This window comes from Methanothermobacter defluvii (assembly GCF_003385755.1).
Classification (GTDB): Archaea; Methanobacteriota; Methanobacteria; order Methanobacteriales; family Methanothermobacteraceae; genus Methanothermobacter; species Methanothermobacter thermautotrophicus.
Window position 1 is genome coordinate 617,860 of record NZ_QREL01000001.1, and the last position, 15,795, is coordinate 633,654.

The window sequence follows — 15,795 nt, forward strand, 5'->3', positions numbered from 1 at the left end:
TTCAGGACATTTTACCTGCTTTGAGGACCTCAAACGCGTCAAGGTCAACTGAACCAATGGTGCTGTAGCATTCAGATTCAGGCATCTTCTCAAGGTCCTTCTGGCTTATGTACTTCATCCTGTCAAGGCCCCTGACAAAGTACCTGAACTGTGATCCGAGCCTCTCCCTGAGCCTGTAGCCCTTCCCGGTGTTTATGAACTGCCTGCGGTTCACCTCATATTCACCGGTGAGTTCATTTATTTTCCTCATCAGCTTCCTTGTGGGGTGCCTGTAGGTCCCTTCCTCCATGGCTATTACGATGTCCAGGGGGACACCGAGTTCGTCTGCAAGTTCCCTCTGGGTCTTACCGGTGTACACCCTGTAACCCAGAACCAGAAATTTGAGTTCATCTTCGATCATATGATCTCCACCTCCTTGAGGTAGAATATGGACACCACCCCTATAAATATCTTTCCAGAAAAAATTATTACAATAACTACAACAAACAGAATATAAATATTAATAAATTTATAAATTATATTACAAATTACTATATCCATGGTATCGACACATATATGATAATAACTGAGGGGAGCCATAGAAAATAATATAAACACTCAGTGAATTATGAAATGTGGTGGGTTTAATGGGACCGGAGTCATGGATAATAATAGCGGCCATATGCCTCATAGGTGAGATGCTCACAACGGGCTTCTTCCTCCTATGGTTTGCCTTTGGAGCACTGGCAGCAGCGGCCCTCGGATACCTTGGATTCGACACTACAGCGCAGTTCATAACATTCGCCGCTGTTTCAGTTGTCCTCCTTGGAGTTTCAAGGCCATTCGCAGCACGCATAACCGGCGAACCATCAAAAAAGGCAGTATCCGATAGACTGATAGGGAGAAAGGGAGTTGTGATGGAGGCAATCAGCCCCCAGAACTCTGGCCTCGTGAAGGTTGATGGTGAAACATGGAGGGCCACATCAGGCACAGTGCTTGATGTGGGTGAAGAGGTAAGTGTGAAGGCCATTGAGGGCGTTAAACTCGTTGTTGAAAAACTGGAGGAACAGAAATGATACTTGAGCTGATAATAGTACTGGTACTGCTTGTACTGGCATTCAAGAGCCTTAAGATACTCAGACCCTATGAGAAGGGTGTTGTCGAGAGGCTGGGTAAATACCAGAGGACCGTGGAGAGCGGACTCGTGGTCATAATACCATTCATAGAGGCCATAAAGAAGGTCGACATGAGGGAACAGGTGGTTGATGTCCCCCCACAGGAGGTCATAACCAAGGACAACACAGTTGTTGTGGTGGACTGCGTGATATTCTATGAGGTGGTTGACCCCTTCAACGCTGTCTACAACGTCGTTGACTTCTACCAGGCCATAACCAAACTTGCCCAGACCAACCTCAGGAACATAATAGGGGACCTTGAACTCGACCAGACCCTAACATCAAGGGAGATGATAAACACACAGCTACGTGAGGTGCTTGACGAGGCCACAGACAAGTGGGGGACCCGGGTCGTCCGTGTTGAGATACAGCGCATAGAGCCTCCGGGTGACATCGTTGAGGCCATGTCAAAGCAGATGAAGGCCGAACGTATGAAGAGGGCGGCTATCCTCGAGGCTGAGGGCTACAAGCAGTCAGAAATAAAGAGGGCTGAGGGTGATAAGCAGGCAGCCATCCTGGAGGCAGAGGGTAAGGCAGAGGCCATAAAGAAGGTCGCAGATGCCAACAAGTACAGGGAAATAGCCATAGCAGAGGGACAGGCCAAGGCCATACTGTCAGTTTTCAGGGCCATGCACGAGGGTGACCCGACAAATGATATAATAGCACTGAAGTACCTTGAGGCCCTTGAAAAGGTTGCAGATGGAAGGGCAACAAAGATTCTGCTACCCGTGGAGGCCACAGGCATACTTGGATCCATTGCAGGAATCTCAGAGATGCTCTCAGATCCCGAAGATAAAGGGGTTTCAGAGGTCGAGACAGAATCACAGCCGGCTGAAAAACCTGAAAAGCATTGATTCATTTTTAATTACATTTTTTTGCCGTTTATTCTCCTTACCTTTTCTGTAAAAAGGCGCTATATTTATCATCCTTTAATGTGTTTATTCTCTGTAAAGCACCAGATCAGGGCTCATGTTACTTATAAATATCGCCTTGAACATAATTAGAATGGAGGTGCTAAATATGAAAGAGGATGTTTTCTATGGGAAGGGCATGGTGCACGTGAAGGAGGACTACCCTGACATATATGAGGCAGTTGTTAAACTGAATGAGGCCGCCTACACAGGTAAGGTCCTTGATTACAGGACACAGAAACTCATAGCCCTCGGGATAACAGCAGCAAACTCCGATGACCGTGCAGTTAAAAAACAGATACAGAGTGCCATAAACGAGTTCGGAGTCACAAGGGATGAGATAGTTGATGTCCTGCGTGTTGTTCTCCTCACCTCAGGCAATCCACCCTTTGTCAAGGCTATGAGAATACTCTACGAGGTCCTCGAGGACTGAAACAACACCTTTGATTTTTCCATTAAACGGACCTTCACTGACATTTCATTGATGTGACTGACAGTAAACTTTTTAAGTGATCACACCAGATGTAGTAGCACCTAAACCGCTATTTTTCAGGGATACGTTCCCATGGATGTGGCGTAAAGCCGAACAGAATAGAGGTGTAAATGATGTACAGATACGTTAAAGATGCATGGAAGAATCCAAAGGACTCCTATGTAAGGGAGCTAATGTGGGAGAGGGCTCCAAAGTGGAGAAGGGATCCCGTAATCAAGAGGATAGAAAGACCAACCAGAATAGACCGTGCAAGGGCACTGGGTTACAGGGCAAAACCTGGATACATAGTTGTAAGGACACGTGTAAGACGCGGAAGCCAGAGGAAAACCAGGTTCAAGGCAGGTAGAAGGCCCAAGAGGATGGGTGTGAAGAAGATAACCACCGCAAAGAGTATCAAGAGGATCGCAGAGGAGAGGGTTGCAAGAAAATACCCGAACATGGAGGTCCTCAACTCCTACTGGGTATGGGAAGATGGAAAATACAAGTTCTATGAGGTCATCCTCGTGGATCCAAACCACCCAGCAATCAAGAACGACCCCAAGATAAACTGGATCTGTGAAAAACAGCACAGGGGACGCGTCTTCAGGGGCCTCACAAGTGAAGGTAAAAAGAACAGGGGCCTCCGAAACAGGGGTAAAGGGGCTGAGAAGGTAAGGTAAAGCCCCCCGTTAACTTTTTTTAGAGGGAAATGATACACAACATCTCCTACCGCCTCATGGTATACGGTACAGAGGACGAGGAAAAGGTCATTGAGGCCCTAAGAAACGTAATCCCGGGGGCCACACCTGAAAGGGAGAGCGCCGAGGGCTACCATGGAAACCCCATAACGGTCCTCAGGGGAAGGCTGGACCGCAGAAGGTCACTCAGGGAATTCATGGAGAAATTCACAGAGGTCTTCAGGGGCCGCATGGACGAACTTGAGGACAGATTCGATGAGAACGGCAACCTTTTCCTTCGACTGGACAAGCAGAAGGCCCTTGAGGGGGTCTGGGAACCCGTGAGGCACGGTGATGCAATCCACCTGAAGATCAAGGTGGAGGCCTACCCCGCAAAGAGGGAAGTTGCGGTAGAGAACATCAGGAAGATACTTGAATGATTGATTCTCCAAAGGATTCTGATGAAATTCTTTGACTTCCACATACAGGGCAGGGACCATGATTCCAGCCTGAGACTCCTCCTTGAGGCATCACGTCTCGGCTATCAGGGCGGAGTTCTGGTATACCCCTCTGATAGATACCCTGCCCTCAAATCAGACCTTGAATCCCTCAGGGAGAACCCTGAACTCCGGGACTTTGAGATAGCCAGGGGTGTAATGATAAATGCATCTGACCCCCGTGATATGAGGAGATCCGTGAATAAATTCAGGAAAAAGGCTGACGTGATCTATGTCTCAGGGGGCAACCTCAAGGTTAACAGGGCCGCATGTGAGAGCAGGCGGGTTGATGTCCTCTCAGCACCCTACACTTCAAGGAGGGACCCTGGCATCAACCATGTCCTCGCAAGGGAGGCTGCAAGAAACAATGTGGCTGTTGAACTCCCCCTGGCGGACGTCATCGGGTCCTGGCTCAAGGTACGGGCAAGGGTCCTTGAACAGTTCAGGGAGATCCTGAAACTCCACAGAAAGTTCGGTTTTCCACTGCTCCTCACCAGCAGGGCCTCCTCCATATATGACCTGAGGACTCCCGGCGATATCATGAACCTCGCAGAATGCTTCGGTATGGAGTCCAGTGAGGCAGAGGAATCCCTCACATCAACCCCCGCATCGATACTTGAGGACTCAGGGAACCGTCACCTCCTGATTGCAGAGGGTGTGAGGCTCCTCCCTGAGAGTTAAAGGTGAGTCCATGAGGATGAAGATACTGCCACCAACACTGAGGGTCCCCAGGAGGTACATAGCCTTTGAGGTGATCAGTGAGAGGGAGCTCTCAAGGGAGGAACTTGTCTCCCTCATATGGGATAGCTGCCTCAAGCTGCATGGGGAGTGTGAAACATCAAATTTCCGTTTATGGCTCATGAAGCTCTGGAGGTTCGATTTTCCAGACGCCGTCAGGGTGAGGGGCATACTCCAGTGCCAGAGGGGCTATGAGAGGAGGGTCATGATGGCCCTCACATGCGCCCACCACCACAGCGGGGTGAGGGTCGCCATCCACATCCTCGGCCTTTCAGGGACGATACGCTCGGCAACACAAAAGTTTATTAAACCTTCCAAGAAAGATAAATACTGATTAAAATCTTCATCACATGACTCATGATTACATAAATTATCCATCAATAAAGAGAGGTTAGAAAAATGCAACCACTTCAGAGTGCAGGATATGATAGGGCCATCACAGTATTCAGCCCGGATGGCAGACTATTCCAGGTGGAATATGCAAGGGAAGCTGTTAAAAGAGGAACCACTTCTCTTGGAGTAAAATCAAAGGAAGGAATAGTTCTTGTTGTGGACAAGAGGCCCACAAGCAAGCTGGTTGAACCGAAATCCATAGAGAAGATCTTCCAGATAGATGAACACATCGGGGCTGCAACATCCGGACTGGTGGCGGATGCACGTGCAATAATTGAGAAGGCAAGGCTTGAGGCCCAGATAAACAGGATAACCTACAACGAACCAATAAGGGTTGAAAGCCTGGCCAAGAAGATATGTGACATGAAACAGATGTACACCCAGCATGGAGGTGTCAGACCCTTTGGAACGGCCCTCATAATTGGTGGTGTCAATGGCAGGGGTTGCAGACTCTTTGAAACCGACCCGAGCGGTGCCCTCATAGAGTACAAGGCCACGGCCATAGGGGCTGGAAGGCCGGCGGCGATGGAGGAATTTGAGAAGAAGTACAGCGACGACATGAACCTCAACCAGGCCATAGAACTGGCACTTGACGCGGTTTATGAGGCCACTGAGGGTAAAACAACACCTGAAAGTGTTGAGATAGCTGTTATAGAAGCCGCAGATAAGAAATACAGAAGGCTTCCTGATGATGAGATCAGGGACCATGTTGAGGAGCTCCTGATCAGGAAGGAAAAGGAGGAAGAGGAGTAAAAAATGGTCAGCCTTGAAGATGCAGTTATCGCCCGGCTTGAATCCCATGGCGAGAGATTCGAGGTCCTTGTGGACCCTGACCTGGCAGCTGAATTCCGCAGGGAAGACTCAGATGTAAGTGTGGAGGATGTCCTCGCGGTTCAGGAGGTCTTCAGGGACGCCAGGAAGGGTGATAAGGCATCTGAGGAGGCCATGAGGAAGGTCTTTGAAACAGCGGACCCACTTGAGGTAACACCAGTAATACTAAGAAGGGGGACAATACAGCTCACCGCAGAGCAGAGAAGGCAGATGATAGAGGATAAACGCCTGAAGATCATCAATAAAATTGCACGCGAGGCCATAAACCCCCAGAACGGACTTCCTCACCCTCCAAAGAGGATTGAAAAGGCCATGGAGGAAGCCAGGGTTCATGTTGATCCATTCAAGACCGTTGATGAGCAGGTCAACATCGTCCTGAAAGCCATCAGAACCAAGATTCCCATTAAATTTGAGAAGGTCAGGGTGGCCATCAAGATACCCGGTGAAAGGGCGGGGTCAGCCTACGGTGTAATATCAAATTTCGGGAAAATAACCAACGAGGAATGGCAGAACGACGGATCATGGATAGCAGTGGTTGAAATACCCGGAGGCCTTCAGGACAGCTTCTATCAGAAGCTCAGTGAACTCACAGGCGGTAACGTTGAAACCAGGCTAATAAAATAATCCTCCTCTCCTTTTAGCCTTCAAAAAACAGGGAGGCATAACGTGCTACTTGTAAATGAAAAGGACCTGGTTGTTCCAGGTCAGGTTCTGGCAGAGAACGAATATTTCCCTGGAAGGGGAACCTTCAAAGAGGATAACAGGATATGTTCATCCTTTGTGGGACTCGTTTCTGTTAGAAACAAGAAGATAAATGTGATACCACTTCAGAGCAAGTACATCCCCAAGAGGGGGGATGTGGTGATCGGGGAGATAACTGACATCAGATTCTCAATGTGGGGACTTGACATAAACTCGCCCTACACAGGTCTCTTACCGGCCTCTGAGGTCTTTGGCAAGGATAAAAGGGAACTTGAAAGTGTCTTCGATATAGGGGACGTTCTGCTTTTGAGGGTTGTGGATGTTGATGAGGTTAAGAAGGTGAAGCTTGGCCTCAAGGGTCGTGGCCTTGGAAAGTTCAGGGACGGCATCCTGGTTTACATAACACCCACAAAGGTGCCAAGGCTGATAGGCAAAAGGGGATCAATGATAAACATGGTCAAGGAGAAGACCCACTGCGATATCGTGGTTGGCCAGAACGGTGTTGTCTGGATCAAGGGTGAACCCGACATGGAGAGGATAGCCGAGAAGGTGGTCCTCATGATAGACCGTGAGGCCCACACCTCAGGACTCACCGACCGTGTGAGGGAACTCCTCGACAGGCTTACAGGAGTGGAACCTGAGATTCAGGTTGAGGAGTCTGAAGGGACAGAAAAACCTGAAACCCCGGAGTCTGAGGATTTTGAGGAAGCATCTGATTATTCTGAGGATGTGGAGGTGTCTCCGGAGTCTGAGGACATTGAGGAAGTATCTGATGAGTCTGAAGACCTTGAAGTGGAATCTGAAGATGTGGAAGAAGGAACAGACACCCCTGCTGCTGAAGAGGATGATGGGGAAGCCGGGGATGCAGAAGTTAAGGATGAGAATAATTCCGAGAGGTGATTACTATCATCACACAGGATCAATTGAAGACCTCCCCCAGCGTCAGGGAGGATGGAAGGGCGTTTGATGAACTCAGGCCCTTAAAAATCGAGGCAGGGATACTTGAAAGGGCAGATGGTTCATCTTACCTTGAATTTGGCGGTAACAAGATACTGGTGGCTGTATACGGTCCAAGGGAGGCTCAGATAAGAAAGCTGCAGAGACCTGACAGGGCCGTCATAAGGTGCAGGTACAATATGGCACCATTCTCAGTTGAGGAGCGAAAGAGACCGGGCCCTGACAGGCGTTCCGTTGAGATCTCCAAGATAACTGCAGAGGCCCTCAGACCGGCACTGATACTTGAAAAATTCCCCAGATCAGTCATCGATGTATTCATAGAGGTGCTTGAGGCTGAGGGAGGTACGAGGTGTGCTGGCATAACAGCGGCTTCAGTCGCCCTTGCAGATGCAGGAATACCCATGAGGGACATGGTTGTTGCCTGTGCAGCAGGTAAGGTCGGTGATCAGGTGGTCCTTGACCTCTCTGAGGAGGAGGACAAGGAGGGCCAGGCAGACGTACCGGTGGCGATACTCCCGAGGACACGTGAAATCACACTGCTCCAGAGTGATGGAAACCTCACACCCGAGGAATTTGAAAGGGCACTTGACCTTGCAGTGGAGGGATGCCTCCGGATACATGAGGTGCAGAAGGAGGCCCTCAGAAAGAGGTATGGTGAATAAAATGGATATAATACCTGAAATTACAAGAAAGAGTATAACGGACCTTATAAATAATAAGGAACGCATTGATGGAAGGTCACTTCATGAGTTCAGGGACATATCCATCGAAACAGGGGTGATATCCAAGGCTGAGGGTTCCTCAAGGGTGAAACTTGGAAACACCCAGATAATTGTGGGTGTGAAGCCCCAGATAGGCGAACCCTTCCCTGACACACCTGAGATGGGTGTAATACTCACCAACTCCGAGCTCCTTCCAATGGCATCACCGACCTTTGAGCCTGGACCCCCTGATGAGAGGTCAGTGGAGCTGTCAAGGGTTGTGGACAGATGCATAAGGGAGAGCCGGATGATAGACCTTGAGAAGCTCTGCATCATAGAGGGCAGCAAGGTCTGGATGCTGTTCCTGGACCTGCACATCATAGACTATGATGGCAACCTCTTTGACGCAGCGGTCCTTGCAACCGTGGCAGCCCTGCTGGATACAAGGATACCTGCAGCCGAGGTTGAGGATGGTGAGGTCGTTATCAACAGGGAGAAGATGCAGCCACTCCCTGTCAACAGGAAGGCCCTCATGTGCACCTTCGCCAAGATAGGAAACGAGATCGTGCTCGACCCCTCCCTCGAGGAGGAGGACATACTCACAGCAAGGATATCCATAGGTGTTACTGAGGAGGGCTCCATATGCGCCATGCAGAAGGGTGGTGAGGGGCCACTCACAAGGGATGATGTCCTTAAGGCAGTCTCAATTGCAGTGGAGAAGGTGCCCCAGCTCATTGAGTACCTTGACAAGTCAATGACTCCCTAAATCTTAAATACTGACCAGACAATATCTATAACATCATATTTACTGGAGTGATAATATGGCAAGAACAAAGAAAGTAGGTATCACAGGACGTTTCGGTCCACGTTACGGTCGTAAAGCTAAAAGAGCTGTTAAAAAGATTGAAGAAGAGATGAAGAGGAAGCACGTATGCCCGAGCTGTGACCGTCCCGGTGTTAAGAGGGAGAGCAGGGGCATATGGAAGTGCAGAAAATGCGGTGCTGTGTTCACAGGTGGAGCATACCTCCCGGTGACCCCAATGGGTAAGACAGCAGCCCGTAACATCAAGAGGATAGTTGGAGGTAAGTAGATTGTACCGCTGCGCCCAGTGCGGGACACTCATAGACCCCAAGAAGTACATGGAGAACAAGTGCCCAAGGTGCAGGTACAGGATCCTCTTCAAGGAGGTGCCTCCGGTTAAGAGGACCCTGAGGGCACGGTAGGATGCTCCTCACAACATCCAGAAAGCCATCCCAGCGCACAAGGTCCTTTTCCCAGAGGCTCTCCAGGATCATGGGCTGGAGGTACATTAACAGGGGAAAGATGAGCCTGCGGGATGTGCTCATCGAGGCCAGGGGCCCGGTGGCTGTGGTCTCTGAGAGGCACGGTAACCCTGCAAGGATAACCTTCCTCGATGAAAGGGGAGGGGAGAGGGGTTACATCCTCTTCAACCCGTCCTTTGAAATGAAAAAACCTGAACTGGCAGATAAAGCGGTAAGGGTCAGTAGCTGCCCTCCCGGATCTGAGGGCCTCTGCAATCTAATGGGCCTTGAGGTGGATGAATCCTCATCCAGGGATGCCTGGAGTATAAGGACTGATGAAGAGTACGCCTGGGTGATGGAGCTCATGGATGCCAGGGGGACGCCCGCTGGTTTTAAGCTCCTGATACGTGATTTCAGGGTCGGTGAGTGAGTTGGGTCTCAGGAGAATTCAGGGCGTAATAGATATCAGGACGGACCCTGAATCAGCATCTGTGATCTACAGGGCCATCAAACCTGAGGTCATGGATTCGCCCTCCCAGAGGTCTTCCATGTCCATGGAACTTGATGATGGCAGGATAACCATTGTCATAAGCGCAGGGGATTCAGCATCCTTCAGGGCGGCTCTCAATTCGTCACTGCGCTGGGTGAAGCTTTCCATGGAGATTCTTGAATTGATGGGATCAACATAATTGGATATTTTGAAGGTGATAATATGGAACTTCCACAGAATGTACAGCACCAGTTAGCTCAGTTCCAGCAGCTGCAGCAGCAGGCACAGGCAATATCTGTGCAGAAACAGACGGTTGAAATGCAGATTAATGAGACACAGAAGGCCCTTGAAGAACTCTCAAGGGCTGCCGATGACGCTGAAGTATATAAGAGCTCAGGTAACATTCTCATCAGGGTTGCCAAGGATGAACTTACAGAGGAACTTCAGGAAAAACTTGAAACACTCCAGCTCAGGGAGAAGACAATTGAGAGACAGGAAGAACGCGTCATGAAGAAACTGCAGGAGATGCAGGTCAACATCCAGGAAGCAATGAAGGGCGCGGGTATCAATCCTGGGATGGGTAACTAATTGAGTCTCAGAAAACTCACTGAAGGGGATCTGGATGAGATATCCAGTTTCCTCCACAATACCATTTCTGATTTTATACTGAAGAGGGTGTCTGCCAAGGAAATAGTTGATATTGACATAACTGTGCTGGTGGAGTACACCGATGAACTGAAGGTTGATATCAGCGCTGAACTGTACCTTGATGAGCTTTCAGATGCAGATCCCGGGATTGTTGATGAGGCAGTGGATGCAGCCTACAGGAGCCTTGAATCCTTCCTTGATGGATTCAGGGAATAATCACTGCCGCCTCTGGATTAAAACAGATATTATGTAATTATCATCATGTATTAATACTTAACCAGTTTTCATTTAAAAGCATGTAATAACTTTTTTTCAAAAAGTATTTATATGTCGTGTGACAACCACTTTAGTGAGCATGAATTCCTCCTAGCTTAAAACGGAAGCCAGCTCAACAGGGCATCCAGCAACAATCCTTTCGCTCAAAAAAAATGTCATCTGATGCCCTGTTCCTCCTCTTTTTAATGATTCAGTTCAAATGCCATCTGATTCCTTTTTAACCAACATGGAATTAAACCTTCTGGGTCCTGGGGAGTGAATGTGAGAGTTCAGAGGTTTTCTCAGGGATCCTGGTAATTGCATTTGAATTGCATGAGAGGGTCTTCTCCATGTGGACCGTCCCGAGTTCATTCCCTGTGTCCACCGTTACACGGTATCCCCTTGAAAGCCAGAATTCGAGGGCACCACCGACGTATTTATGTGTGTGCAGGTAGATCCTCTGGTAGCCCAGTGATGCTGCTTCCTTCTCGGCGATTTCAACAAGTCTGGATGCAACACCCATCCTCCGGTGATCCTCATCTACAAAAACCCTCCACAGGCTGGCCGTTGTCTCTGGATCATAGTTCAGGCCCTCAAATTCACGGTCATAGGCACGGAGTCCCAGTGTCCCTATTACCCTACCACCCTGGGAGGCGAAGAGGAAGATGTTCCTTGGGGGTTTGAGGTAGTACTCCTCAAGGTTGATTATGTCCCTGTGGTACTCGGGTATGTATCCGAATCCAAACTCCCTCCTGATTATCCTGAAGAGGAAGTTTCTTATGGATTCAAGTTCAGATTCACTCATGGGTTCAGCCACAGTGATAATTTCCATCACCTTTTGTTTTTCAGTGTTTTTTGCCCCCTCATTCAACCAGCGATAACATCCATCACCAGTAAGTAATAATTATTCTGTGTTAAATCCAGATAAAGTAATACATGATTGTCTTCATATATGACATATGTGCTCAAGTCTTATAAAGTGTGCTGTTCAATAACATTACCATGACCTAAGGAGAACCGCTATGAGCTGCTACATCTACTGGGATAAGATAAAGAGGATAGCCTCAAGACTCGAGGGAATGAATTATCACTTCGATGAGATGGACACCAGCGGGGTCATGCCACTTCTTGATGAAATCGAGGAGATAGCCCATGACTCAACCATTGACTTTGAATCAGCAAAGCACATCCTCGATGATGCTGAAATGAATCATGCACTCAGCCTGATAAGGAAGTTCTACGTGAATCTCGGGATGAAGCTTGAAATGGAAAAGGCACAGGAGGTCATAGAGTCAGACTCACCCTGGGAGACCCTCAGGTCATTCTACTTCTACCCAAGGTACCTTGAACTACTTAAGAATGAGGCTGCCCTTGGAAGATTCAGGAGAGGGGAGAGAGCAGTTTTTATTGGAGGTGGTCCCCTACCCCTTACAGGTATTCTTCTCTCACACGTCTATGGTATGAGAGTTAATGTTGTTGAAATCGAACCAGACATCGCTGAGCTCTCAAGAAAGGTCATCGAAGGCCTTGGAGTTGATGGTGTGAATGTCATAACTGGAGATGAAACCGTCATTGATGGTCTTGAATTTGATGTGTTAATGGTGGCGGCCCTTGCAGAGCCAAAGAGAAGGGTTTTCAGGAACATACACAGATATGTTGATACAGAAACGCGGATTATCTACAGGACATACACAGGTATGAGGGCTATCCTCTACGCACCTGTCAGTGATGATGATATCACCGGATTCAGGAGGGCAGGAGTTGTCCTGCCATCAGGGAAGGTTAACAACACTTCGGTACTTGTTTTTAAATGTCCTGATTGACTTCCCATGATAAAGGAATTCACTCGCTTATACTTATTACCATCAGGGAGAATGACAGCAGATGGTTATTATTAATTTTAAAATAGAAATTGTTAAATAGTAGGGACATTCAAGAGTAACATGTAACACCAGAATGGTGTTTGATATTAAATTTTCCCTCCAGCAATCAGTTCATGGGGTTTCCCCATGAATTCCCTCTTTCTGAAAAAATTGAGTATTACATTTTTTCCAGTTTAAGGCCTTAAAGTATTAACAAAAGCATTATATATCTTATTACTCCAAGGAAGATCCGTACATTATTAACCATTAAAGAACTTAAAAGGAGGTGAAAAGGTATGGGAAGACAGTATTTCATGGTTTTCATGGTTCTTCTCGTTGCTGTGGCACTTACGGGTTCTGTGAGTGCAGCTGATACAAACTGTGAGGTGGGGGTTGACGTCAAATATGAATACGCCGACGATAACTCCCGTATAAACCCTGACATAAACTACATCACTGACAGTAACGGGACAAAGATAAACTTCACAAAGACCTTTGATCCGGCGGCAAACATAACAAAGCTCATATTCAACTACCAGAACATCACGAACACCACAAAATTCAAGATCAAGGTCACAGCACCCGGCTACAGGGATCTTCTACATGAATTCACCATCTCAACCAACCCGCTAAATCCACTGGACACAAAATACTACGCAAAACTTCAGCTCCGAATGAACGCCACAGACGCCTACAAACTGGGAAGGGAAATAACAAAGAAGGCAGACCAGATCCTCAACTTCTCAAGCGGCAACGTGCTTGTTATAACAACGGCAGGAATAGTCAAATACAGAAACGACACATCAGAGGATGTCATTGAGGGCATACTCAACCAGGCTGGTGGAAGGGTGACCTATGGTAAGGGCAACCTTCTTGTCATAAGGAAAAGCCCTGTGGATCCACTGGACACATTTTTCATAATCCAGAGAGGAGCAACGCTCCTTGGAGTCTACTTCAAGAATGCAAGCACATCACCGGTCGTCATTAAAACAGTTAACGGTAAAGCGGTATACACCATCGACCTCACAAAGAACATGACAGAGGCAAACTGGAACCTTCTGGTAAGCAAATATGGGAACCATGCTTTCCCTGTTGCAAGCCTTGCCAATGCCTGGGTCCAGGGAGCTCCATCAGACCTTCTCAGGGCAGCTGCATTCCATGGGCACATGTGCCTGGGTACCATCAGCGGATATGCAATGAGTCTGACACTCCTCAAGTACTATCCACCAGTCATGGACTTTACAAATCCAGGATCACCCGGTGAGATAACAAGCTACGTGACAGTGGGTGTACCGGGCGACTCAGATGATGATTCACTCCTAATGTTCCTCGACACAACACCGGGTAAGGGCGGATCCTACAGTGGATTCAACACAACAGCCACCGGTGCAGACACCAACCTTGTTGGCTTCATAAGATGGAACCCCAACACCCTCAAGGGTGACCTCATAGTGATGAAGTTTGACAAGGAGGCACTCAGGAGGCAGTTCCAGCAGCAGACCGGAAAGAACACAGAGCTTGAATTCAATGCATGGCTCATAGCTAAACTGAAACAGGACCCAACATCACTTATTACAATCGTCAGGGAACTTAAGGACCTCAATGTTACACACTACTACTATCTGCTGGGTACAGAAAACCCTGTGAACGCCACAGATAAGGTAAACAACATCACATACCAGATACCTGCCCAGATTGCCCATGGCCTTGACATGGCATACATAGACAGTCTTGGACTCTCCAATGCAACCCGTGAAAACAACACATTATCATGGGGTAACCTCACATACAACCAGATAAAACAGATAGGAATTGACGCTGCAAACCTCGCAAAACAGTTATTCCTCACAGAGAAGGGTATAAACCTTGAGAAGGATGACAGGGACCTTGTGGTGTTAACATCTGCTGGTTACTCAAGGGTGAATGGACAGGATATGAGCGCAGCCTGGGACGGAGTATTCGATGTCCTGGGATCAAGGCTCAGCAGGGCAACCCTCCTGCCGGTACACAGGCCACTCTGGAAGCCACTATGGTTCACATTTGCCCTCAGAGGCTACGATGGCATGACAATGGATGCAGTCTACATCTACTATGACCCGACAACAGGTCAGCTTGTTGCAAGCAATGCCTCAGACGGTAAATTCGTGAATGACATAGGCCCAAGGACCCTGAACAGCACACAGCTGAGCAACAAGATATCAAAGGTCTTTGCAAAGGATGGATGGTTCAACATACAGAGCATAGCAAATGCATGGAGGAACGACCCACCCTACGATCAGGTGCTGACATTCCTCTTCCATGACCATGCATGTCCAGGTGTATCACCAGGCTACCTGATAACAGAGTACATATTCAACAACTATCCCCTCAAGGAGGATGAGAACTACATCTACCTCGGTAACACCATCTACTGCAAGGACGACGCCATAGTCTACCGACTGGGGGTATCCCCCGGGCAGGGAACCTACTTCAACCTTCGAGTACCCGGAACAGAGAACGACCCTGAAAATGAATACGCCTATGGCGGAAACATTGAGGATATCCTTGTTATCTGGGACAACAAGAACAAGGTTGGAAGGGCTGTTGTCATTGACTTCAAATGGCCACAATTCGATACCAGTGACTGTGCGACCAATGATGCTAAAAGGGAGAAGCAGATAGCTGGCTTCATAAGCCTCTACAAGGGTGAGATACCAAGTTACATGACAGCTCCACCGGTTGTGACCTACGATGCTGAGAGGCTCATCACAGAGAGTGAACTTCAGATGATCCTCTCCGGTGCAAACGGTCAGAACCCCATTGCATACGTTAAGGGCATACCTGCAAACAGGACCCTTGCTGACCTCATTCCGGTGAACAACGGAGGATCACAGAACGGAAACCAGGGCGGTGTTCCTGGTGGTGTTCCTGGTGGTGTTCCTGGTGGTGTTCCCTCAGGTTCAGCTGATGGTATCAGCGGCGGACATGCAGGTTATTCACCGGGTGTGGATACGGCTGCTTCACCTGCAGAGGTGGGCGCTGCATCTTCAGTGTCAGAGGAGCCTGCATCAACCCCTTCAAAGGCCTATGAGGTTAAGAATGTGACCTCAGGTTCCAGTGGTGGTGACTCCTCATGGTACGTCTACGGTATCGTGGGTGTCCTTGTTGCCGCTGGTCTCGTGGCCTTCGGATTCCTCAGGGGCGGAGCAGGAAAATAAACCCCAATTTTTTCTCTTTTTATTAACATTTGGTATTACGTTTTCTT

At 48.4% G+C, this 15,795-nt stretch carries 22 protein-coding genes; 20 read left to right on the forward strand and 2 right to left on the reverse strand.

From position 1 onward, the window contains the following. Position 1: 1 nt before the first annotated feature. Entirely contained in the window at positions 2-400 is a 399-nt protein-coding gene (locus C7452_RS03380) for a hypothetical protein (RefSeq protein WP_231855353.1), read from the reverse strand. 226 nt (positions 401-626) lie between these two features. Between C7452_RS03380 and C7452_RS03390 the strand changes: the two genes are divergently transcribed. The 18 genes from C7452_RS03390 (at position 627) to C7452_RS03475 (ending at position 10,650) form a co-directional block, all read left to right on the forward strand. After that, a complete protein-coding gene (locus tag C7452_RS03390) occupies positions 627-1,055 on the forward strand; it encodes an NfeD family protein (RefSeq protein ID WP_048060880.1) in 429 nt (142 codons plus the stop codon). Next, positions 1,052-2,008 carry an SPFH domain-containing protein gene (locus tag C7452_RS03395; protein WP_010876331.1) on the forward strand — a complete coding sequence of 319 codons (957 nt, stop codon included), beginning with the start codon at positions 1,052-1,054 and terminating at the stop codon, positions 2,006-2,008. Before C7452_RS03390 ends, C7452_RS03395 begins: the two co-directional genes overlap by 4 nt. A gap of 166 nt (positions 2,009-2,174) precedes the next feature. Further along, the gene (locus C7452_RS03400) at positions 2,175-2,498 is read left to right on the forward strand and encodes a carboxymuconolactone decarboxylase family protein (RefSeq protein ID WP_048060879.1); all 324 of its coding nucleotides are present in this window, start codon (positions 2,175-2,177) and stop codon (positions 2,496-2,498) included. Between the two features lie 173 nt (positions 2,499-2,671). Next, positions 2,672-3,217, forward strand: a complete 546-nt coding sequence (locus C7452_RS03405) for a 50S ribosomal protein L15e (RefSeq protein WP_115892517.1) — start codon at positions 2,672-2,674, stop codon at positions 3,215-3,217. 29 nt (positions 3,218-3,246) lie between these two features. Further along, positions 3,247-3,654 carry an RNA-binding protein gene (locus C7452_RS03410; RefSeq protein WP_048175441.1) on the forward strand — a complete coding sequence of 136 codons (408 nt, stop codon included), beginning with the start codon at positions 3,247-3,249 and terminating at the stop codon, positions 3,652-3,654. 21 nt (positions 3,655-3,675) lie between these two features. Then, on the forward strand, positions 3,676-4,392 hold the full coding sequence (rnp3, locus tag C7452_RS03415; protein ID WP_245942813.1) for a ribonuclease P protein component 3: 717 nt from the start codon (positions 3,676-3,678) through the stop codon (positions 4,390-4,392). Between the two features lie 16 nt (positions 4,393-4,408). After that, positions 4,409-4,783, forward strand: coding sequence for a ribonuclease P protein component 2 (gene rnp2 / locus C7452_RS03420; RefSeq protein WP_010876326.1), 375 nt, complete (start codon positions 4,409-4,411; stop codon positions 4,781-4,783). Between the two features lie 65 nt (positions 4,784-4,848). Next, the gene (psmA, locus tag C7452_RS03425) at positions 4,849-5,595 is read left to right on the forward strand and encodes an archaeal proteasome endopeptidase complex subunit alpha (protein ID WP_010876325.1); all 747 of its coding nucleotides are present in this window, start codon (positions 4,849-4,851) and stop codon (positions 5,593-5,595) included. A 3-nt stretch (positions 5,596-5,598) separates the two neighbouring features. Next, positions 5,599-6,297, forward strand: coding sequence for a ribosome assembly factor SBDS (locus C7452_RS03430; protein ID WP_010876324.1), 699 nt, complete (start codon positions 5,599-5,601; stop codon positions 6,295-6,297). Positions 6,298-6,339: 42 nt separating this feature from the next. Continuing rightward, positions 6,340-7,275, forward strand: a complete 936-nt coding sequence (gene rrp4, locus C7452_RS03435) for an exosome complex RNA-binding protein Rrp4 (RefSeq protein ID WP_048175439.1) — start codon at positions 6,340-6,342, stop codon at positions 7,273-7,275. Then, the gene (gene rrp41 / locus C7452_RS03440) at positions 7,272-7,994 is read left to right on the forward strand and encodes an exosome complex exonuclease Rrp41 (protein ID WP_010876322.1); all 723 of its coding nucleotides are present in this window, start codon (positions 7,272-7,274) and stop codon (positions 7,992-7,994) included. Before rrp4 ends, rrp41 begins: the two co-directional genes overlap by 4 nt. After that, complete coding sequence (rrp42, locus tag C7452_RS03445; protein ID WP_010876321.1) at positions 7,984-8,799, forward strand: exosome complex protein Rrp42; 816 nt, start codon at positions 7,984-7,986, stop codon at positions 8,797-8,799. The genes rrp41 and rrp42 overlap by 11 nt, the downstream gene beginning before the upstream one ends. Positions 8,800-8,854: 55 nt before the next feature. Then, entirely contained in the window at positions 8,855-9,124 is a 270-nt protein-coding gene (gene rpl37A, locus C7452_RS03450; protein WP_010876320.1) for a 50S ribosomal protein L37Ae, read from the forward strand. A gap of 1 nt (position 9,125) precedes the next feature. Then, the gene (locus C7452_RS03455) at positions 9,126-9,257 is read left to right on the forward strand and encodes a DNA-directed RNA polymerase subunit P (protein ID WP_048175438.1); all 132 of its coding nucleotides are present in this window, start codon (positions 9,126-9,128) and stop codon (positions 9,255-9,257) included. A 1-nt stretch (position 9,258) separates the two neighbouring features. After that, complete coding sequence (locus C7452_RS03460) at positions 9,259-9,726, forward strand: Brix domain-containing protein (protein WP_010876318.1); 468 nt, start codon at positions 9,259-9,261, stop codon at positions 9,724-9,726. Next, a complete protein-coding gene (locus C7452_RS03465) occupies positions 9,719-9,985 on the forward strand; it encodes a KEOPS complex subunit Pcc1 (protein ID WP_010876317.1) in 267 nt (88 codons plus the stop codon). The genes C7452_RS03460 and C7452_RS03465 overlap by 8 nt, the downstream gene beginning before the upstream one ends. Before the next feature lie 23 nt (positions 9,986-10,008). Beyond that, a complete protein-coding gene (locus C7452_RS03470) occupies positions 10,009-10,374 on the forward strand; it encodes a prefoldin subunit beta (protein WP_010876316.1) in 366 nt (121 codons plus the stop codon). Then, positions 10,375-10,650, forward strand: a complete 276-nt coding sequence (locus C7452_RS03475) for a DUF3194 domain-containing protein (RefSeq protein WP_010876315.1) — start codon at positions 10,375-10,377, stop codon at positions 10,648-10,650. It begins immediately after the preceding gene. Positions 10,651-10,942: 292 nt separating this feature from the next. On the opposite strand, the gene C7452_RS03480 is transcribed toward C7452_RS03475, so the two are convergent. Then, positions 10,943-11,521, reverse strand: a complete 579-nt coding sequence (locus C7452_RS03480; RefSeq protein ID WP_048061236.1) for a GNAT family N-acetyltransferase — start codon at positions 11,519-11,521, stop codon at positions 10,943-10,945. Between the two features lie 190 nt (positions 11,522-11,711). Here C7452_RS03480 and C7452_RS03485 point away from each other — a divergent pair, with 190 nt between their 5' ends. Together C7452_RS03485 and C7452_RS03490 are read left to right on the forward strand one after the other, a co-directional pair. Further along, positions 11,712-12,512: a nicotianamine synthase family protein gene (locus C7452_RS03485; protein ID WP_010876313.1), complete on the forward strand. Its 801-nt coding sequence runs from the start codon at positions 11,712-11,714 to the stop codon at positions 12,510-12,512. A gap of 335 nt (positions 12,513-12,847) precedes the next feature. Beyond that, a complete protein-coding gene (locus C7452_RS03490; RefSeq protein ID WP_115892225.1) occupies positions 12,848-15,748 on the forward strand; it encodes an FmdE family protein in 2,901 nt (966 codons plus the stop codon). The last annotated feature ends 47 nt before the right edge of the window (positions 15,749-15,795 follow it).